18 protein-coding genes and 2 pseudogenes are annotated in these 20,173 nt (G+C 66.3%); 4 read left to right on the top strand and 16 right to left on the bottom strand.

The features are described 5' to 3' along the window. The first annotated feature begins 97 nt into the window (after positions 1–97). Positions 98–2,479, top strand: coding sequence for a PBP1A family penicillin-binding protein (locus O9271_RS05160; protein WP_298266714.1), 2,382 nt, complete (start codon positions 98–100; stop codon positions 2,477–2,479). Positions 2,480–3,804: 1,325 nt separating this feature from the next. On the opposite strand, the gene O9271_RS05165 is transcribed toward O9271_RS05160, so the two are convergent. From O9271_RS05165 to O9271_RS05235, 14 genes and pseudogenes are all read right to left on the bottom strand, one after another. Next, complete coding sequence (locus O9271_RS05165) at positions 3,805–4,950, bottom strand: DegT/DnrJ/EryC1/StrS family aminotransferase (protein ID WP_298266716.1); 1,146 nt, start codon at positions 4,948–4,950, stop codon at positions 3,805–3,807. Next, entirely contained in the window at positions 4,947–5,600 is a 654-nt protein-coding gene (locus tag O9271_RS05170) for a sugar phosphate nucleotidyltransferase (protein ID WP_343213871.1), read from the bottom strand. The genes O9271_RS05165 and O9271_RS05170 overlap by 4 nt, the downstream gene beginning before the upstream one ends. Before the next feature lie 80 nt (positions 5,601–5,680). Continuing rightward, a pseudogene (locus O9271_RS18440) lies at positions 5,681–5,938 on the bottom strand (NAD-dependent epimerase/dehydratase family protein); the annotation flags it as partial. Between the two features lie 97 nt (positions 5,939–6,035). Then, positions 6,036–7,232, bottom strand: a complete 1,197-nt coding sequence (locus O9271_RS05185) for a hypothetical protein (protein ID WP_298266722.1) — start codon at positions 7,230–7,232, stop codon at positions 6,036–6,038. A gap of 35 nt (positions 7,233–7,267) precedes the next feature. Next, the gene (locus O9271_RS05190) at positions 7,268–8,383 is read right to left on the bottom strand and encodes an FkbM family methyltransferase (RefSeq protein ID WP_298266724.1); all 1,116 of its coding nucleotides are present in this window, start codon (positions 8,381–8,383) and stop codon (positions 7,268–7,270) included. 110 nt (positions 8,384–8,493) lie between these two features. Beyond that, complete coding sequence (locus O9271_RS05195; protein WP_298266726.1) at positions 8,494–9,114, bottom strand: hypothetical protein; 621 nt, start codon at positions 9,112–9,114, stop codon at positions 8,494–8,496. After that, entirely contained in the window at positions 9,104–10,252 is a 1,149-nt protein-coding gene (locus O9271_RS05200) for a Rieske 2Fe-2S domain-containing protein (protein WP_298266728.1), read from the bottom strand. The genes O9271_RS05195 and O9271_RS05200 overlap by 11 nt, the downstream gene beginning before the upstream one ends. Positions 10,253–10,277: 25 nt before the next feature. After that, positions 10,278–10,907: a NeuD/PglB/VioB family sugar acetyltransferase gene (locus O9271_RS05205; protein ID WP_291266340.1), complete on the bottom strand. Its 630-nt coding sequence runs from the start codon at positions 10,905–10,907 to the stop codon at positions 10,278–10,280. A gap of 19 nt (positions 10,908–10,926) precedes the next feature. Then, complete coding sequence (locus tag O9271_RS05210) at positions 10,927–11,667, bottom strand: SDR family oxidoreductase (protein WP_298266733.1); 741 nt, start codon at positions 11,665–11,667, stop codon at positions 10,927–10,929. After that, on the bottom strand, positions 11,667–12,419 hold the full coding sequence (locus O9271_RS05215) for an SDR family oxidoreductase (RefSeq protein ID WP_298266735.1): 753 nt from the start codon (positions 12,417–12,419) through the stop codon (positions 11,667–11,669). The genes O9271_RS05210 and O9271_RS05215 overlap by 1 nt, the downstream gene beginning before the upstream one ends. Beyond that, positions 12,416–13,450 carry a ketoacyl-ACP synthase III gene (locus O9271_RS05220; RefSeq protein ID WP_291262964.1) on the bottom strand — a complete coding sequence of 345 codons (1,035 nt, stop codon included), beginning with the start codon at positions 13,448–13,450 and terminating at the stop codon, positions 12,416–12,418. The genes O9271_RS05215 and O9271_RS05220 overlap by 4 nt, the downstream gene beginning before the upstream one ends. A gap of 4 nt (positions 13,451–13,454) precedes the next feature. After that, entirely contained in the window at positions 13,455–13,679 is a 225-nt protein-coding gene (locus tag O9271_RS05225; protein WP_298266737.1) for an acyl carrier protein, read from the bottom strand. Positions 13,680–13,942: 263 nt separating this feature from the next. After that, positions 13,943–14,131, bottom strand: a complete 189-nt coding sequence (locus O9271_RS05230) for a hypothetical protein (protein WP_298266739.1) — start codon at positions 14,129–14,131, stop codon at positions 13,943–13,945. A gap of 77 nt (positions 14,132–14,208) precedes the next feature. After that, positions 14,209–15,306 (bottom strand): class I SAM-dependent methyltransferase, encoded by a 1,098-nt coding sequence (locus O9271_RS05235; RefSeq protein ID WP_298266741.1) that lies wholly within the window; start codon positions 15,304–15,306, stop codon positions 14,209–14,211. Positions 15,307–15,649: 343 nt separating this feature from the next. Here O9271_RS05235 and O9271_RS05240 point away from each other — a divergent pair, with 343 nt between their 5' ends. The 3 genes and pseudogenes from O9271_RS05240 to O9271_RS05250 form a co-directional block, all read left to right on the top strand. Continuing rightward, a complete protein-coding gene (locus O9271_RS05240; RefSeq protein ID WP_298266743.1) occupies positions 15,650–16,255 on the top strand; it encodes a TetR/AcrR family transcriptional regulator in 606 nt (201 codons plus the stop codon). Positions 16,256–16,331: 76 nt separating this feature from the next. Beyond that, positions 16,332–16,688 (top strand): hypothetical protein, encoded by a 357-nt coding sequence (locus O9271_RS05245; RefSeq protein ID WP_298266745.1) that lies wholly within the window; start codon positions 16,332–16,334, stop codon positions 16,686–16,688. A gap of 24 nt (positions 16,689–16,712) precedes the next feature. Beyond that, positions 16,713–16,868: pseudogene (locus O9271_RS05250) on the top strand (methyl-accepting chemotaxis protein); the annotation flags it as partial. Positions 16,869–16,890: 22 nt separating this feature from the next. Here the strand turns inward: O9271_RS05250 and O9271_RS05255 are convergent. Both O9271_RS05255 and O9271_RS05260 read right to left on the bottom strand, forming a co-directional pair. Continuing rightward, positions 16,891–18,195 (bottom strand): DUF1501 domain-containing protein, encoded by a 1,305-nt coding sequence (locus O9271_RS05255; protein ID WP_298266746.1) that lies wholly within the window; start codon positions 18,193–18,195, stop codon positions 16,891–16,893. Positions 18,196–18,215: 20 nt separating this feature from the next. Next, positions 18,216–19,991 carry a DUF1800 domain-containing protein gene (locus tag O9271_RS05260; protein WP_298266748.1) on the bottom strand — a complete coding sequence of 592 codons (1,776 nt, stop codon included), beginning with the start codon at positions 19,989–19,991 and terminating at the stop codon, positions 18,216–18,218. Positions 19,992–20,173: the final 182 nt, after the last annotated feature.

The raw sequence follows: 20,173 nt of genomic DNA on the forward strand, positions 1-20,173 counted from the left end.
CACGGCGTGTCAGTATGTGGACGATACGAACGGTGCGGGGAACGGGAAACGGGCTGACCATGACAAGCGTGCGGCAGGTGCGGAGACCGGTGAGGCGATGAGCGAGCAACCTAACGAGTCGGTCTCCGCGCCGGTGACTGGTGCTGGCGATGCGGGGGGGCCCGCGCGCACCGCGGGGTGGCGGGTGTACTGGGAGGCCGTGCGCCCGCGCCTCAGCCGCCTCGCCTGGTACACGGCCGTGCTCGCCGTCGTGGGGGGGGTGGCCTCGACCTCCTGGTGGTGGTCGTGCGGATGGGAGCAGTGTCCCACGCCGGCACAGCTGCGCGCGTGGCGCCCGACCGAAGGCGGTGCCCTGCTGGCGCGCGACAGCGCGTTCGTGAGTGCACTCTCCCCGGTGCGCCGGGTCAACGTCCCGCTGGCCAGTGTGCCGTCACATGTCACCGCGGCGTTCATCGCGGTGGAGGATCGCCGGTTTCGTGCCCATCATGGTGTGGACTGGTATGGCGTGGGGCGCGCCATGGTGAGCAACCTGCGGGCCGGGGGCGTGCGCGAGGGGGCCAGCACCATCACCATGCAGCTCGCGCGCAACGTCTTCCTCGGCAACCGCGCCGCCGAACGCAGCTACGCCCGCAAGTTCCTCGAATGGCGCTATGCCACGTTGCTGGAGCAGGCACTCACCAAGGACGAGATCCTCGAGCGCTACCTCAATGCCATCTATCTGGGCAACGGTGTGTACGGGGTGGAAGCGGCCAGTCGCGATCTCTTCGGCAAGCGCATTGGCGCCGTGACGCTGGCGGAAGCGGCGCTGCTGGCGGGACTGCCCAAGGCGCCCACCAGCTACACGCCGCGCAACAGCCGGCGGCGCGCGCTGGCGCGGCGTGCCGTGGTGTTCGACGTGCTGGCCCGCGAGGGCATCGCCGGAGCGGACGAGCTGGCGCATGCACGCCGCGCACCGCTCACGCTGGCAAAAAAGGAATTCGTGCCGGCGCGCGCCGCGGATTCGTGGGCGGTTGAGGCCGCGCGTGTGGTCCTCGACTCGTTGCGCGCCGTGGGGGTGATTCCGCGCGCCCTCAACGATGCCCAGCTGCGGGTGTGGACCACGGTCGATCGGCGCGCCCAGCTCGCGGCCGAACGGGCCGTCGCCGCCGGTGCCGCCGCCATCGACAACGATCGGGAATGGGGCGGATTCAACGTGCGCGGGGCCAACCGCACGCAGGGCGCGCTCGTCGCGCTCGACCCAGCCACCGGTGCCATTCGCGCCATCGTCGGCGGGCGCCGGGTCGAACGCAAGGGATTCAACCGGGCGCTGCGTGCCCAGCGGCAGCCGGGCTCCACCTTCAAGCCGTTCGTGTATGCCGCTGCGCTGCAGCAGGGATTCACCGCCGCCAGCATGGTGGAGGATGCGCCGGTCGAAATCCAGGCGGGCAACGATGTCTGGCGTCCCGCCAATTACGGGCACGAGTACGCGGGGCGCATTACGCTGCGTGAGGCCCTCCGGCGCTCGGCCAATACGGCCACCGTGCGCGTGAGCCGCGAGGTCGGCATTTCGCGCATCGCCGCGCAGGCCGCGGCCCAAGGCATCCGCAGCGACCTGCCGCTCGTGCCAGCGCTGGCGCTCGGCGCGGCATCGGTGACACCACTCGAGCTCACGAGTGCCTACGCACCCTTCGCCAATGGCGGCGCGCGCGTGGCGCCGTTCCTCATCGAACGCATCGAGGATCCGTTCGGCGTCGTGCTCTGGCAGCGCACCTCCCCGCCGCCGGTGCAGGTCCTCTCGCCCGCTGATGCCTTCCTCGTCACGTCACTGCTGCAGACGGTGGTCGACCGCGGCACCGGACGCCCGGTGCGTGAAGCCGGCCTCGAGGGACCCATTGCCGGGAAGACGGGCACGACGAACGAGGGGGCCGACGTGTGGTTCGTTGGCTATACCCCCACGCTGCTGGCCGGCGTGTGGTTCGGAGCCGATCGCCCGCAGCCGCTGGGGTGGAACGCCAGTGGCGGTCGCCTGGCGGCGCCGACATGGGCCCGCTTCCTGCGCGAGGGCTGGCACAGCCCCACGCAAGACGCCGCGTGGGCGCCGCCCCCGGGCATCGAGACGCGCCAGGTGGACATCGGCACCGGGAAGCTGGCCAGCGATTGGTGCGGCCCCTCCCGTCGCGAGTACTTCAAGACGGGTACGGCACCCGTCACCTCGTGCGAAAGCGAGGTGCAGTGGTCCTTGCGCGATCTGCTCCCGCCGGACTGGCACGACGCCAATGCCGACGCCGATCGCCTCGCCGCCGAGCAGCTCGGCGACGCCGTCGAAACCGTCCTCGAGGCCACGCCCGCCGGCGAACGGCTGCGCGCGGTGTCCAGCGGCATCCTGCGAGTGGTGCGTCGCGCCACACGGGCCATGCCGCGGGAGCGTGCCCGAGATGAGACGGCGCCCCCTCAGCCCAGAACGCCCAACCAGCCGCTGCCGCCGCTGCCGCCCCGATAACCGGGGTGATCGTGATTCCGCGATCGACGCGCACGCGGCCGGTGTGCTACACCGATGTGTTTCCCAATGGCCGGCGCTGCGAGCCGCGATCGACCACGGCGACGGTGCAGGCCAGCATTCCCGAGTAGCGTGGAAGTGACCTGGCGGGCTGTAGGCAGGGCATGATCGGACGGAGTGCCTCGCGCGGACCGAATGCTCTGGCCAACGGGGCCGTGCAATGCCGTGCTGCGGCCACCGTTCCGACGCGGTTACGCACCGCTCACCGCACGAAACTGCCGGTCATCGTCACCGGTTGCCGCTTGGCGACGTGTGCTGCCGCTGGTCAGGGCCGCGCGGCATACTCCAACGCGTCATGACCGATCGCCACGCCCGACGTCTTCCGCCCCGTGGTCATTCCCCTGGTTCTGGAAGGCACAGGGAGCCCGGTGGTTGCTGTACTTCACGGGTGCGCTCGTCAGCGCCCTGGCGGCCGAGGAGCAAGGTGGCGACGCGATTCTCGCGACCATGCCGTTCCGGGTCGTGCGCGTCACGCTCGGGTTTCTCGTCAGCAGCGGCCTCGCGGTCGCCTTGCAGCGGCTGCCGAGCGTGCGCAGCCACCCGCACCGGTTCGTTGGGCTCGCGCTCCTCGGTGCAACCCTGGCCGGCACGGTGTGGTATCCGTCGTACCGCGTGGTGAGCCACCCATGGCCACCGGAGGGTACGGGGCTTCTCGATCTGGGGTGTGTTGTCCCGTGCCTGCTGGAGCACATCTGGCTGATGCTCACGTGGAGCATCCTGTTCCTCGCCGCCACCGAGCGCCGACCGAGGCCAACCGCCGTTGGGCGAAGGCCCCACGGTGGCGCTCCTCCAGCAGATCTTCGAGGTGGACCCGCTGGCGTGCCCGCGCTGCTACGGCGCGATAGGCATTGTTGCCTTCATCACCCAGACGTCGGTGATCGACCAGATCCTCGCCCACCTCGACGCCCGCCCTGCGCCGCCGGCCCACGCTGGCGCAGGGATCCCCCCATCAACGCGGGCCCGCCCGAGTCGAGACACGTCATGCGCCGCGCACCCGTCCACAAAAGGCACGCCGCCGCCCGTCAGGAGGCGCTGGCAAGGTCGGCGATCACGCTCTACGCTCGACGGAGAGTCGACCCACCTCGATTGAAGTCCTTATCCCGGTCGACCTGTGCGTGACCGTCAACACCGCCGTGGCACATCTCGCCGGTGCCCTTGGGACCCCGACCCTGCTCTGCCTTCCGTTCTCCCTCGACTTCCGGTGGGGCGTGAGCGGAACGCGTACGCTCTGGTACGACAGCCTGACCATCCTTCGCCAACAGGATGTATCAGCATGGGCTGGCGTGCTCACCGCGGTGTGGCACGCGGTGCAGCGGTTGCACGACGGCATCGATCACGCGTGACACCTCGTCGTCGGTAAGCGCCGGGTAGATGGGTAGGCACAGAATCTCGCGTGCCGCCTCGACGGCCACCGGCAGATGGCACGGGTCGGCGCTCGGCAGGTCGCGGTAGGCGGCGAAGTCGGTGATCAGCGGATAGAAGTACCGACGCGCGAGGATCTCCTGCGACTTCAGCATCTCGTACAGGCCGTCACGGGTCAGTGGGTAGGGTGACCGTACGCGAACGGGGAAGTACGAGTGGTTTGGAGCGTCCTGAGCCCCGTCGGGCAGACATTCGATCCCCGGCACATCGCGCAGCGCTTCGCGGTAGCGTCGGGCCACTGCGGCACGACGTGCGATGGCATCGTCGACGTATCGTAGCTGCAGCAGACCGAACGCGGCATGCACTTCGCTCATCTTGCCGTTGAGCCCGATCTCCTCAATGGTCGTTTCATTTTTCATGGCGAAGTTCTTGAGCTGGTCGATGCGCGCCTTCGTGGCAGCATCGGGCGCGATGATCGCGCCGCCCTCGAACGTGTTGAACACCTTCGTGGCGTGCAAGCTCAGGACCGACAGGGCACCGGCGTGGAGAATGCTCCGGCCCTGCATCCGCACTCCGAAAGCGTGCGCGGCATCGTAGAGCACCTTGAGCCGATGCCGATCGGCGACGGCCTGGATGGCGTCGATGGCGCACGGATTCCCGTAGCAGTGCACCGCCATGATCGCCGAGGTCCGCGGCGTGATGGCGGCTTCGATCAGATGGGGGTCGATGTTCAGCGTGCATGGCTCCACGTCGACGAACACCGGCTCGAGGTTCCGCTGCCGCAAAGCGTGGGCACCGGCCACGAAGGAGAACGGCGTGGTGATCACCTCACCATCGAGATCGAGGACCTGGACAGCCACCATCAGCGCCGTTGTGGCGTTGGTGAAGAGCGACAGGTGTGCCACCCCCAGGTACGTACACAGCGCAGCTTCGAGCTCCTGATGGAGTGGCCCGCCATTCGTGAGGATCCGACTGTCCCATATCCGCTGCAGATACGGAATGAACTCCTCGAGCGGGGGCAGCAGTGGTTGCGTGACCGTGAGGCGCGTCATCTTGCCGTGAGGCTCGACGGTGCCAGCGGGCCGTGCGCGAGTCGCACGAGATACCGACCGTATTCGGTCGCCTCGAGCGGTGCCGCGCAGGCGAGCAACGGATCGACGGTCATCCACCCGTGCCGGTAGGCGATCTCTTCGGGACAACGCATCTTCAGCCCCTGACGGCGTTCGAGCGTGGCCACGGACGAGCCGGCCTCGCAAAGTGAGTCGGAGGTGCCAGTGTCGAGCCAGGCCATACCGCGTCCCATGACCGGCATGCGCAGATCCCCACGCTCCATGTACACGCGAGTGAGGTCGGTGATTTCCACTTCGCCGAGGGCAGACGGTTGGATGTCGGCCGCGCGGTCCACCACGCTATTGTCGTAGAAATACAAGCCGGTCACCGCGTAGTTCGATCGCGGTACCGCCGGCTTCTCCTCGGGGCGCAGCACCCGGCCGCGCGCGTCCGGTTCCGTCACCCCGTCGCGCAGCGGATCGGTCACGTGATAGCCGAAGATCGTGGCCCCCTTGGAGCAGCGCGCGGCGCGCGCGAGCAGCTTGGTGAGCCCCTGCCCGTGGAAGATGTTGTCGCCGAGGACGAGCGCGACGGGGTCGTTCCCGATGACTTCACGGCTAAGCAAGAGGACCGATAGGGGATAACGCATCATCGGCGTGTGGTAGACCGGCAGGAGGTGCTTGCTGATCGCGCGCGTCACGGGGGCAGCCGAGCGCCCGATCTTCCGGGCTACTCATCCACAAGATCGCAGATGGCGCGCACGACGGATAGGTTGCCGCGCCCGGCGCAGGCCCCGATCAGGAAAGTGCCGCCGGGGCGGCCGCGCTCGAAGGCGGCCACCAGCGCGTCCACGTGGTCTTCCATCTACATCCAGTCGGGCCCGTTCTGCCCCCGGCCGTAGACCGGCAGCGGCTTCCCCTCGATGGCCTTGAGGATCATGAGGGGGATCAGCTTCTCGGGAAACTGATACGGCCCGTAGTTGTCGGAGCAGGTGGGGACGTCTGGCGGTGATTGCATCGGGACTCCCCTGGCGGTCATGACCTCGGTGCGCCGACGGCGGTCTGCGTGTGTTGGTCCGCCGGCACGTCTAGCGCAGCGCCCGCAGCTGGATGTGCTGCTCGATGTGCTCGAGAAACACGTGGGTGGGAAGTGACAGCTCCATGAGCGCCGCCCCAAAAGCGGCACATCGTGCACGGTGCGCGGCAGGATCGCGCCGCACCACGTCGACCTTCCGCACGAGCTCCACCGGATCGCCGCCGAAGAACAGGTCTCCAAAGGTGGCTTCGAGCGGGGTGCCACGATGAAAGGAGGAACTGAGCAGGAATCCGGCTCCTGCCTGAAGAGCACGTGACGTTCGATCGTGCAACATATCGTTCGATGCCGCGACGTCGAGAATGCCGTACGCACTCTGGTACTGGTACCCCGAGCGCTTGGCGGTATCCGCGGCAAAGAACTCGTGATTGGGGTTTCCCCGTGCCTGGAACCGCTCCCAGCCCCGACCGTATATGCGGATGGGCACCTCCGGCAGGGCATCGAGAATGAACGTCGCCGCCACGTTGCGATGCACGCGATCGAGTTCACGCGTCAGTCGCCACATGATGTCGGAGGCCTCGGGATCCGGATCAGTGCTCAGCATGCGTGCGCGCAGGGGCGCAGGCGCAAACACAAAAATGACATCATGGTGGTTGATGACATTGCCATCGCGGTATGCCTGATCGATCGCATCCGCAATACCATTCAGCAGCGCAGCCGTCGGGGCATCACAGCGCGCCCGCCACTCATGCCGGATCGATTCGGGATCCTGAATATTCTTGGCGAGTACGAAACATTCGCCATCGAACGGAGCCGTCTCAGAGGCCAGTTCGAAGAGGGTGGGGTAGATCCCCGCGATTGCTGGCCATTCTCGCTGCATGAGACGGTTCGCGGCATTGGCAAAGGACGCCGGGCCGTACAGGTGCAGGATGAACGCTGAAGACTGCTGATGGTTGAGTGGGTTGTAGCACGGATGATCGGCGTGCAGACACACGAGCGGAATGCGCAGCAGCTCCCAGAGCGTCTGCGTGAATCCGTCCGGCACGAGGGCACTTCCCACTCCCTGCCAGCAGAACGCCAAGTCGATCGGCGCATCCTGATGCATCTCCGCGACCGCCAGGATGGTCTGCACATCGAGAGGAATCACGTGCACGTCGTGTCCGAGCGAAGCAAGCCGCTGCTGCCACTCTCGACTGAAGTACGTGAACGGGTCGTTCTCACCTCCGGACCAGTTCAGAATTGCGATACGCATGGATACGGTGATCGGCGTGACATCCCGGAATCGCGCTAGGCGAACGATTGATGATCCGAGAAAAACAGGGTCGTGTCGTAGAGGCTCAGGCCGAAGTGGCGCAACGCCACGTACCGGTAGTCGTGCATCGTGAGCACGGTATCGAGAATCTCGAACATGTCCTGCGGATAGTGGTAGCACGTCACGGCAAGGTCCGGACGCGACGCCCGAATCAGACGCTCCGCCCCGCGCAGCACCCGACACTCGAAGCCTTCCACGTCCATCTTGAGAAGGGTGCAGTGCTCGACCACATCGTCGAGCCGCACACAGGACACCTGCCTCGGCGTGTCCGTCTCACCGAGGGTAATGGCATTGCTCCCGAACGGATTGTTCGTGTTCTCGAAGAACCCGATCGATCCCGATGATTCGCCGACCGCAGCCTGATGGACTCGAATGCGGGGATCCGCACTCGCCAACCGCTGCAAGTCCGCAAACTGCGTCTCGGTCGGCTCGAAAGCTTCGATGGCCTGAAACTGCCCCCCGACAACAGACATGAACTTCTCGACCGTGTCTCCGCCCGCTGCCCCGACATCCACGTAAATCGCGTCAGTCCCGGGCGTGAGACTCCACTGCGAGCTCATCGTGTTGAAGTACTGGTGCTCCGTGCCGATCGCGACGGCAAACAGCTCGCGGCGATCCCCCGTGGCGAGCGCCGCACACTTCGCTGCCAGCGTCCGTCGTGAGCGATCATCAGTGAACCGGGCCGCCACACACTCCATCCGCTCGCGACTCTGCCGTGCCCACCATTCCCGTTCCTCCCTCACCGGAACATACGTGTGGGGAAGGCCAAGGCGGTCGAGCGTGTCGAGGAAGTCAGTGACCTGTACGTTCGCGGAACGCTCGATGCCCGCGAGCGCCCAGAATTGATCGGGGGTCTCGAAAAACTGTACGAACGTGAGCGGTTCGCTCTCGGCGCGCCGGAGCGCGTCCTGCAAGGTGACCAGTGGGCATGGCTGCCCCCACAACAGCATGTGCGAGTGATCACGCACGAAGGTGTCGCTGATCACTCCGGCAACGCGCCCTCCGAACGCATGGAAGATCCGTGGCGCGAAGAAGCGGAAGAGCCACCCCGGATACCCGATGAAGTAGACGTCCCCGGGCCCGGCAGGCACCGCGACATGGCGGTACTCCTCCGTTCGTGCAACGAGATTTCTGGTCAGACTTCCTGTGGCGGACATGCGGTGGGGGCTGAGGACGGACGAACGCGCGACCGGTGCACTGGCTATCCGCCGTACACGATCAGCGGCTCCTCGTAGCGCGGATCATAGACGGTCTTGGCTGCCACGTCGGTACGGTACAGGCCCGGGACGCCGATATCGCAGAGACGACCGATCTTCACGGCGGGCGCCACGGCGACCCCCATTCTGAGGATGCAGTGGGCCCCGATCTCCGCCCGGCGCCCGATCGTCACACCGGTATCGATCCAACAGGAGGCCTTGAGGCGTACGCCATGGTCGATCACGGCTCCGGCATGCACGACGCTGTTGAATTCGACGACGCTCCCGCTGCCCACCACGACACCTGAACCGATGAATACGTTGGGCCCAACCTTCGCATCCGGCGCAACGATTGCCCCCGGCGCGGCGATGGTGGCGAGCTGGAAGCCACGGGCCATTGCATCGCGCATCAACTCGGCTCGCTTGAAGTTGCCGAATCGCTCATCAAAAGCAGCGAAGAGGACAGTCGTGGCCGGATCATGCGCGTCGAGGGGGCTGGTGTCGAAGGCATAATCGGCACGCTGAGGAATCTCGACGCCCATCACCGGCTCACCGGTGGCAGCAGCCCATGCACGGACCACGAGATCGAGCATGTCACCCGCGCCGGCAACGACCTTAGACGTCATGGTCGGTGTCGATGATATCGACATACCATCGCTCCACGAGTTTGTTGAACCCCTCGTAGTCACCCTGGTGGGCGACCGGTCCATCGGCATGCAATGCGGCTTGCACCTCTTCCATGATCTGGATGTCCTCGCCAACCACGAGCTTGCTGCCGTGCATCTTCGACGTCAGGACCGCGCTTGAATAGGCATACGGGGCCCGCTTCCTGGCGGTCATCCAGTAGATCTCCATGTCGGTGCGCCCGGGAGAGACGGGAACATGGTGCTCGATGCTGAATGAGTAGCCGCCATCGCCGGTGGAGATATGGAGATTGGGATACGCCAGCCAGTTGAAGTACGCGTCCTGATTCCCCCAGCGCTCGACATTGGCCTGCCAATCGTAGTGGACTTCCCCCTTGAAGGTCCCCTCAGGTCCACCGACGCTGAATTGCCGAAGCAGGGCACGGCGGGCCGCCCGATCCAAGTCCGGCGGCAGATCGCGACTCCCCTCGTGGTTCAGGCGTTCGTCGACCGCCGTACCGAATGACACGCTACGGGCCAGAGACTTCGCGTGCACGAAACCCACATGATTGGGATCGCGCAGGTTCTCGTAGCCGATTTTCCAGTTGAAATTCGCACGGAACGTGGTCGTCATGACCTCGCTGTCGTATGCGTTCGAGCTTGAGGCAAGCAGCTCGAGAAAGGCGGCATCGAACTGTTCTTCGATGGGGAGCGGATCGTCCGCAAGGTTGATGAACAGGACGTTGCCGACCGGTCGAAGGGCAAACTGACGCAGTCGCATGCCCTGTCGCTCCTGCTCGGGGTAGCGATACAGCTCATCGTGGAGCGGAATCTTCGAGGGTGCGCCTGTCGAGTCGTACTTCCAGCAATGATAGGGGCACACCAGCGGACGGTTCCCCGTCGGATCACACTGCAGTCGCGCACCGCGATGCAGGCACACGTTCTCGAAGGCTCTCAGCGCGCCGTCGAAATTCTGGATGACGATCGGAATGCCGGCGATCTTCCTCGTGAGGAAATCATTGGGCTTCGACACCATCGTGCGCAGACCGGCAAACACCCAGAGCGTCCGAAACAACTTGCGCTGCTCACGATCGAACACATCCTGCGACAGGTAGTGCCGAGGCACCATCCGAGATTTCATGTCCTGGTTCCCTCGCGATGTGCGATCAGGAGATTCGCCTGGCGGGATTGCCGAACACCGTGGCACCGGGCGGCACGTCGTTCAGCACGACACTTCCCGCACCGATGGTTGCCCCATCACCGATCCTGCGCCCCGGGAGAATGGTCGCATGTGGAAACACCGTCACGCCCGTACCGATCTCCGCCCCCCCACCAACGAAGCAGAAGCAGCTGATCTGCGAATAATCACCCACGACGACATCGTGGCCGAGTACGGACAGCGAGTGCAGCACCACGAAGTTGCCAAGGCGGCAATCGGGGCCGATGGTCACACGGCGTTCCATGAAGCATCCCTGCCCGATCGTGACGTTGCGGGCGATGTACGCTTCCGTCAGGATGTTGATGAAGTGTGCGCCTTTGGCCAGCAGGGGCAGCACATAGGTCGGACGAAACGAGGGCTGGCCGATGGCGCACACGAAGACGTCCTGCCGCCGGGGCACATACGTCAGTGGATCGCCGATGATTTCGCATCCGGTGACATACCCGTCGAGCACATCGCGACGACTGTCCAGAAAGCCGGCGATCCGCCATTCCTTGCCGTAGGCAGCATCATCAAGCATCTGACTGAGCGCAACACGACCGTATCCACCGGCCCCAACGATGCAGACTTCGGTCATCACGAGATGTCGCTCCGGATCATGAGACGGCGACCGCGCCGCCATCCATCACGAGCTCGGTGCCGGTGATCCAACGACTTGCGTCAGCCAGCAGGTAGATGGTGGCGTTGGCCACATCACCGGGTGTACCCACGCCAAGCGGATGACGCGCCGCCTGTGCAAGCAGGCGATCATCCCACAACGGGGTTTCCACGGCCGAGGGCACGAGGCAGTTTATGCGCATACGCCGCTTGGCTTGCTCAAGGGCGAGGCATCGCATCATGCCATGCAGGGCCGCCTTGCTCGCGGCATACGGTCCGACGCCTGCGGTTCCGGCGATGGCCGAGATCGAGGTGATGAAGACGATCGAACTCCCCGCGACCAGCGTCGAACGATAGAGCAGCCGCTGCGTCAGCATCACCGGCGCAACAAAATTGATGTCGAGCACTTCGCGCAACAGCTTCTCCGAGAGCATCTTCACCGGAGACAGCCGCTGCACCCCGGCCGCATGGACGACACCGTGAAGGGCCGGCATGCCCGCAACGAGCGCATCGAGTTCGGTCGCGACCGTCAGGTCGGCGCAGACCGGCAGATGCCCGGCACCGTCGAGTTCAGCGAAGGTCGCCTGCAGTCGGGCCTCGTTGCGACCGGTGATGACGAGCTGCGCGCCCATTCGCGAGCACGAGATGGCGATCTGCCGCCCGAGTCCCGAGGACGCCCCCGTGACCAAGACCGTCTTGCCTGCCAGCGAGAACGCGCGTGGTGATTCGAGTTCGGCCATCAGATGCTCATCCGTGAAGTCAGTCCCCCGTCGGCGATGAACAGCGAACGGGTCATCCAGCGACTGGCGTCCGAGAGCAGGAATACGGCCGCATGCGCCACATCGATCGGCTCACCCAAACCGAGAGGGGTGATATCGAGCAGCTCGTCGATCTTCGCGCCGTTTCTCCCGAGCGCGTCCAGAAGCGGTGTGCGCACGTAGCCGGGCGACAAGACGTTCGCCCGCATCTTGTGTTTGGCCACTTCGAGCGCAAGCGTGCGCGCCGCCCCGAGCAACGCGGCCTTGCTGGCGGAGTAGACGGCGGTGGCCACGGGCCCAACCTCCGAGGCGACGGCCCCCACAAAGACGATGGACGCTCCCTGCTGCAGCGATCGCTTGGCCAGTAGCGCCTTGGTGAGCAGAAGCGGGGCGTGCACGTTCAGTCCGAGGACATCGTCGAGATGCGCATGGGAGATCATGCGGAACGGGACCATCCTTGCGATACCGGCGGCGTGCACCACGCCATCCAGTGCCCCTGCTTCCGCGACCACACGATCGATGGCGCCGGTCTCGAGGAGATCGGCAGCAACAGCGCTGTGCCCCGATCCAGCGAGATGCCCCAGCGTGTCGTGGAGGCGCTCGCCATGACGGCCGGTGAGCACCACGGTGCCACCCATCTCGGCGCAACTGATCGCAATCTGACGGCCGATCCCCGACGAGGCGCCGGTAACGAGCAGGCGGCGCCCAGCCAGACTGAACGGGTTGAAGCTCATGCTTCGATCAGCTCGGGAAAGACGGCCCCTTCGATGTCAACAAGCGCAGTCCCCCATGACAGGCCGATCCCGAACCCGGACAGCAGCACCCGATTCTTCCGGGACGCCAGCTCCCCGCGAATCCGGGCCGTCATCGTGACCGGAATCGATGCGCCACTCGTATTGCCAAAGTCCTGCAGCGTGGACGGCACCTTCTCGGGCGGGAGGCCAAGCTTCTTCCGGATCGTCTCGTTGATCATCCGGTTGGCCTGGTGAAACACGAAGTAGTCGATCGAGTCGGGGCTCGTGCCCGCGTACTCCATCAGGCGCTTGACCGCCGGCGGTACGCGTTGGGTGGAGAAGCTCAGGACCGCGGCACCATCCAGCTGGAGATCATCAGGCCGACGCCACTCACCGTCTGCATCCTTGTACGGAATGAAGTGCTGGAGGCCGGCCGGCTCGCGGTGACCGCCGACCGGCAACATGATGGCGCGAAAGCCACTACCGTCACTGTTGAGGTCAAAAAAGATCGGTGGCGCGGACACATCGTACTCGAGCGCCGTGGCCGTTGCTGCATCGGAGAACAATGGCTCGCGAACGGATCCGGATCGATCGCCCACCAGCACCAGCGCCTTCTTGACAGTACCGGCGGCGATCATCGAGCCGACCAGATGCAGGGCGAACGGATAGGCCGAGCACCCGAGATTGACGTCGAAAGCGATAGTGGCATGAGACAAACCCAGCCGGTCCTGCAGGATGATCGCCGTGGACGGGATGAGATAATCGGGCGATTGCGTCACGACGATGAGGGCATCGATCTCGTCTCGCTGCCATTCCAGCGCCGCCAGAAGCCGCTCGGTCGCGTCGAAGGCGAGGTCGGAGAAGCACTGCCACTCGGGACACAACCGGCGCTCGTAGATCCCGATGTTTCGGGCGAGCCGCTCACGCTCCGCTTTCCTGGACGGCGGGCAATCGAGATTGCTGACCTTGTGCTTGGGTACACACGTGGCCATCCCGCGGTACCGGACGTTGCGCAGCGTCGAGAGGCCCATGGCCCTACCCGATCAGCGCAAAAAGGTCATTGATGGTCTTGCAGGACATCAGCGTCTCGCCGGTGATCGTCTTGCCGTACTCCATGTCGAACATCACGATCACGCCGAGCGCGGCGAGAGAGTCCCACTGTGACAGGTCGGCAAAGACCGTGTCCGGCGCGATCTCCACGGGTTCCTGGAAGTCCACGGCCGTGGTGAACTTTTCAATGAAGTCACCGATCGAAGCCATCACCACCTCACATCAGGGTAGAGCGTGCATCACCAAGGATCTGCGCAAGATACTACAGGGGGTATGGACCTGCCATGGAGCACGCCGCAGAGCGTCACCGGCCACTCGTTTCGACGTGCGCGCACCGGCGATGATGGACCAGGGCCTCCTTCGCCGCTGCCCCGAAACCGCCCCACGACCCCACGCCGAATACCTCCCGGCTGGAGACCGGCACCGCGATCCCGTTCTCGCGCAACACGTCGCGCCCACCCCGTGCACACGAGTCACCGCCCGTGATGCCGCAGATGATGCCGCGCCCGCGCCGTGAAGCGATCGGACTCGACGATCGGGAAGCCGATGCACGCCGATGTCGAATCGCCGTTGGCCACCCGCACCAACAGCGCGCCAAGTCCGGGGGCTCCCGCCAGTCGCCCGGAATCGATCGCCCCCGACGGCAGGTCCGTGCTCGCCACCTGACCGAACGCTCCTTGCTCCCCACGATGACCCGCGGCAGCGGCGGGAGTTGCCGGGAAAGATCGTCCCTGCCGGACTAGGCCGTGCGTTTGCGCATGAACAGGCTGTCGCTCCACGCGAACGCACAATCGAAGTGACCGGTCTCCAGCAGTTCATCGCCAACACGCGTGGGCCCGTCGCCGAAAGCCCACTGGTAATCGTCGAACACGATCCAGCCCCCCGGCATCACAAGCGGCTCCCACGCGTCCACATCGCGTCGCACCTGATCGTAGCGATGATTGGCATCCACGTGCAGCAGTGATACTGCACCCGTCAGTGACACTTCGCGCAGTTCGGGCACGGTGAGCAGGCCGCGTCGCCCAGCCGCTTGATATGAGCGCGCGGCATCGACGGCTTCCTCACGGATATAGCTCATGTTCGGCACTTCGCTCGCCAAGGCGAGAAACGCTTCGAACACGTGCTCCTGATCGTACGCGGACTGTGTCGCGTTCAACACGCCGGCGGCCGCCCCCTGATCCGTGATGCGCGCCCTCCCCCACGAATCCACACACACGGTGCTCCCCAGGCCATGCGCATGGGCCAGGCGCGCCAGCGCGTACGCGGAGCGCCCGTAGAACACGCCCAGCTCCACCACGTCGCCAGGCGGCGTGACCCGAGCGAGCGCACAGAGCGCCTCGAGCTTGGTCACGTCGCACTGCCCGTACGTGCGGAGAAAGCCGCGATGCAGCGACGCGTATTCGGCGACCGACAACGGCGGCGCCACCTTGCCATCCGGGGCGGGAAGACTGCTGGCCACATGGTCCGCCCGCTGCCGGCGCGCCCACGACAGACTTGGCGCGAACACCTGCCACTGCTGTTGCACGGGGTGTGCGCCACGGAAGGCGGCGCGTATCATGGCATCCATTTCGGCGAGACGCGCCAAGTGCGCCCACACCCCCACGTGCATCGTCACGAGGTGCGTCACGCCATGCGTGTGCATCGCCGCGCGCAGCGCGTCATCGAACCCGTCGTCCGACACGTACGGCAGGTGGATGGAAGCGTCGCATCCGTCGACCGGCTGCAGTGGCATGACCGAACTTGCCGCGACCACACGCATGCCGAGCATGCGGGCCGTGCGGACGATCGGCATTACGCTGTCGACATCGACCGGGAATACCAGCAGCGTCTGAGACATCGTGCAAACTACCGCGATGCGCGGTGAATCTTCAGGTGCATCACACCGCGCACCACGATCCGCACCGGCCACGTCAGGCCAATGGCTCGGCCTCGATCGGACAGGCAGGCAGGTCGACCACCTGCGACAAAGAGACGCTGGCCGACGCTGCGGAATCCTCCGGCGTGGTGGTGCGCGACGCGGGCACCGCCATGGGCGCGATCGCGAGGTCGGCCCGGGAGACGTGCGAGACATGCTGTTGTGTTCCGCTTGAACCGGCCCGACTACCGGGACCGGATCACGCGGCATCGGTGGGCAAGTGCCACCGATTGACATATTGGAGCAAATGGTCTAATATATTCCTGTGCGCCCCAAACTCTTCGATCCCGACGCCGTCATTGCCAGCGCGCTGCCCCTATTCTGGCGGCAGGGCTACGAGGGGACGCACATGCCCGAACTCCTGGACGCGATGGGGCTTGGCAAGGCGAGCTTCTATAACGCGTTCGCCTCCAAGCATGCGGTGTTCCTCACCGTCCTCGACCGCTATTTCCGCGCGGTCGATCTCGTACTCGCCAGAGCGCTCGAGGGCGTGAAGCATCGGGACGAAGCGGTTGCCCGCCTGCTGGACGCGATCTTGACCGTGGCACGCGATCCAGAAGGAAGGACAGTCGGCTGGCGCGGCTGCCTGATTGGCAACACGGCCCTCGAGATGGGGGCGCAAGACGAAACCGTGCGCGACCGCCTCAACCGGGGCGTGTGTCTCCTGCGACGCCATTTCGCCAAGGCGCTGAGCCTCGCCGATAGCGACGGACGCGTCCTGCCGGATAGCGCCGTATCCGCGCTCGCCTTGCACGCCGTTGCCGGCATCCAGGGCATCCTGGTGCTGGCAAAGGCCGGAATGCTCGAGGAGGAGATCAGGGCAGCGAGGCAGACGCTGTTGCTCACGCTTCACGCATCCCCACCGATCTGAACACCGGGGACGGCCTTAGGGAGCGTAGAGCCGTGCCCAGTACTGTACCAAACGCTCCACAAAGGAACGACGACTTATGAAGATCCTCAACGCCTCGATCCACGGCATTCTCGACTATGCCACGGTAATCGCCTTTGCTTCCGCACCGACCCTCCTCGGGTTCTCGGGCGCACCCACCATGCTGGCCTACCTGCTCGCAGCTGTTCACCTGGCCATGACCGTCCTCACCGACATGCCGCTTGGCCTCGTGAAGATCATCCCCATGCGCGTGCACGCCCTGGTCGAAATGCTTGTCGGCCCCACGCTGATTGCCGCAGCCTTGTTGGCCCCCTCGCTGGTCGTGGGAGCCCAGGGGTTCTTCGTCGCGAGCGGTATTGCGATTTGCGCCGTTTGGTTGCTCAGCGACTATGCGTCGGCGACACAGTCCGCCTGAATGCTGGCGCGGCGCGATTGTCCCGCCGGTGCGTGCAGCCAGATCATCGGCGTGATCGACGAGATCGCCTTCCAGCCCAACCTGCTGGCTCTCAGCGCCGGCCTCGAGGCGGCCCGCGCCGGCGAGGCCGGCTGCGGCTTCGTCGTGGTGGCCACCGAGGTGCGCGGCCTGGCCCAGCGCCGGGCGATAAGTCGGCGCCCCGTCAGCCCAGAACGCCCAACCAGCCGCTGCCGCCGCTGCCGCCGCTGCCGCCGCTGCCGCCCCGATAACCGGGGAACACGGCGCTGGTGTCGGCCACCCCGAGATGCCGCGACGTGATCTCGGAAAAGACCGACCGGAAGTCGGTGGTGAGAGCCAGGTCGCGTCCTTCGTACAACTGCTCACGCGCCAGTCCGGGCCAGCGTCCGTGCACCGTGCCGCTCCTCACGCGGCCGCCGATCACGAACATCGCGCCCGCGTGTCCATGATCGGTGCCTCCCGTGCCGTTCTGCCGCACCGTGCGGCCGAACTCCGAACAGGTGAGAATCACCACGTCGTCCATGCGGTCGCCCAGGTCGGTCACCAGCGCGCCCACCGCATCGCTGAAGTCGCGCAGGCGATTCGCCAGCTGTCCCTGGGCGGCCCCCTGGTTCACGTGCGTATCCCATCCGCCCACATCGGCGAACGCCACTTCCAGCCCCACGCCGGCCTTGATCAGCTGCGCGATCTGCAGCAGACGCTGGCCGAACGGTGAGCGCGGATACACGGCGCCAGGCGCCGGACGGTACTGCTGGGGGTTCGCCGCGCGCAGCACCTTGAGCGCCTCGAACATGTCGCGCCCACTGCCGTGGACGACATCGCTGCGTCCGGTGCGGTAGAGCGCCTCGAGCCGCTGCTCGGCGTCACCCCCGTTGGCACGAATCGAGAACTCCTCGATCGCATTCATGGCCACCACCGCCGATGCCCCCTCGAGCATGCGGGGCGTCTGCGCCGACATCGCCACCGCGCGAAACGGCGACCCACCGGCAGGGGCGCCCGTCGGTGCACACGACTCGCAGGTGCCCTTCACCGCGAGATAGCGGTTCAGCCAGCCGTCGGGCGTCCCCTTGCGATCGGGGGTGCCGGTCTCCATGTAGTCCTGCGCGTCGAAGTGCGATCGGGTGGCACTGGGGCTGCCCACGGCGTGAATGGGCGCCAGCAGCCCGCGCTCCCAGAGCGGCTTGAAGCTGGCCATCGCCGGGTGTAACCCGAAGAAGCCGTCGAGATCGATGGCGCCCAGCGCGCCATTGCCGCGCGCCGGGGATCCGATCGCCAGCTGAGGCCGGGCGCTGTAGTAGCCCGGGTCTCCGAATGGGACGAGCACATTGAGGGCGTCGGCGGCCCCGCGCTGGAAGAGCACGATCAAGGTCTTGCCCGTATCGCGAGCGGGCAGGGCCATGGCGGCCGCGGTGCGTCGCAGGAAGCTCGGCGACAGTCCCAGCGTCAGCAGCGAGAGCGCGCCACCCTTGAGAAATACGCGTCGGTTCATCGACCGGTCTCGGGAGAAGGTCAGCGCCGCTGGAATTCCGGCGCGCCAAGGGCCAGCCCAACGATCTGGGCCAGTCCGGTGGGCGTGCTGGCGGAGCCGGCAAGGTTGCCGCGCCGCCGTGGGCGCATGGCGGGCGTCATGGGGTCTGGTGCGTCGGTGCTGTCGGCACCGTCGAGCGCCATCAGCGCGTCGGCGCCGCCGCGCGCGGCAAGAAACGGGTTGCGCCCCAAAATGAGGACCGCGCGCGTGTCGCTCGATACCGCTCCGCCGAGCAGGGCGCGAATGACGCCGTCCACCTGTGCGGGGCGATCGAGCGTGCGCAGCGAGTCATACAACGGCCACTGGGCGAGCCGCACGCCGGGCACCCGATCGCCTGCCACCGTCAGGCCGAAGTTGATCCGGTTGAGGATGGCACCCGTGTTCATCCACGCCTCACCGGTCTCCGGATACCCATTCGGCGCCTGATGGCCGAACAAGGGCTGCCCCAGGCGACTCACCAGCTGCGCGGTGCGCGCCGTGACATCGGGCGCCGCGTCGAGGGCGCGCAGCGCACTGACCACCAGCTCGAACGGCGACTTCACCTTGGCGCGATAGGCGTCGGCACTGAAGAACTCCGGGCTCGTGACGATCGTGCGCACCGTCTCCCGGATGTTTCCCCGCGACAGCCGAAAGCGCTCCGCCGCCCGGGCCACCAGGGCCGGCGGCGGCGAGTCGCTCACGAATCGCTGCACCAGCTTGCGCGCAATGAACTCGGCGGTGCGGGGGTGATACGCCAGCAGATCCAGGACCGCTTCGCCCTCCTCCTGACCGCGGCCGGCCGGGAAGCGGACGCCCAGAATGGTCTTGGCGCCAGCATCATGCGCCTGCGGGCGAAAGACGAATCCTCCCCCCTGCGCCCCACGCTCGAGCGTCCACCCGGTCAGGGCGCGCGCCACCTCCACCACATCCTGCTGGGTATACCCGCCGTCCACCCCCAGCGTATGCAGCTCCATCAACTCGCGCGCGTAGTTCTCGTTCAGTCCACGCCGCCGTCGCTGCAGCGCCTCCACCCGCGCCATCTGCTCGGATGTCGCCCCACGCGGCTGAACGGCGCGGCGCACGGCCTGCGCCCGGCGCGCCGCGCGCTGCGGGGGAATTGGCTGGAGCACCGGCCGGCCACTGTCGGCGACGCTCTGCCAGTTGTCCAGGTAGTACAGCATGGCCGGACTCTTCGCGACGGCCCCGAGCAGTGCCCGGAAATCCCCCATGGCATGCTGCCGAACCGTGCGGTCGAAATCGTTGAGGAAGTACCGCGTCCTATCCTTGCCGGCAAACACATTGAAATGGTTCTCCCAGAAGTCGACGAGCACCTCCTCCAGCTGCCGTTCGGTGAGCACGGCGCGCGCCACCCGGCTCGAAGCCAGTTCGCCGAGGGCCTGCCCCGACTGCCGCGCCTGCTGGCGCAACCGTTGCGAGTCGACGGCCGTCAGGGGGCCGTCACCCCGGCGCACCGCCGCGGCCAGGGCTACAGCCGGCGGCGGAAACTCAGCCAGCAGCCGATCCGCCGAATACGCCAGCGTGCGATACCGACGCAGCAGCGAATCGGTGGCGTGATCGGCAAGGCGCTCCGGCTGCAGCTGCTGCGCGATCCAGCGGTCCACCCCCAGGCGGCGTACCGCGTCCACATCCTCCGGCCGTGCCCCGAACGCCAACCGGTTGAGTACGTGCTGGACCTGCTGGTCGACCGTCTGTTCCCGCAGGGCGCTGGGGGGTGGCGCGGTTTCGGCTGCCGGCCCGCTCGCACGGCGGTGGCCCATCCCGCCGGCACATGCCGCAAACGCGCATGCCGCAAACGCGCACGCCGTCACGGCGACGCCGGCGGCCCTTCGGCTGCCCCGCCAGCCTGTGCCTCTGGTGCGTCCCTGCCCCATGCGAACTCCCGGAAGTAGTCGTTCGTTTGGACGCTGCGCGGGCGTTCCCGTTAAGCAAACGTCGACAC

The organism is Gemmatimonas sp., from assembly GCF_027531815.1.
GTDB lineage: Bacteria > Gemmatimonadota > Gemmatimonadetes > Gemmatimonadales > Gemmatimonadaceae > Gemmatimonas.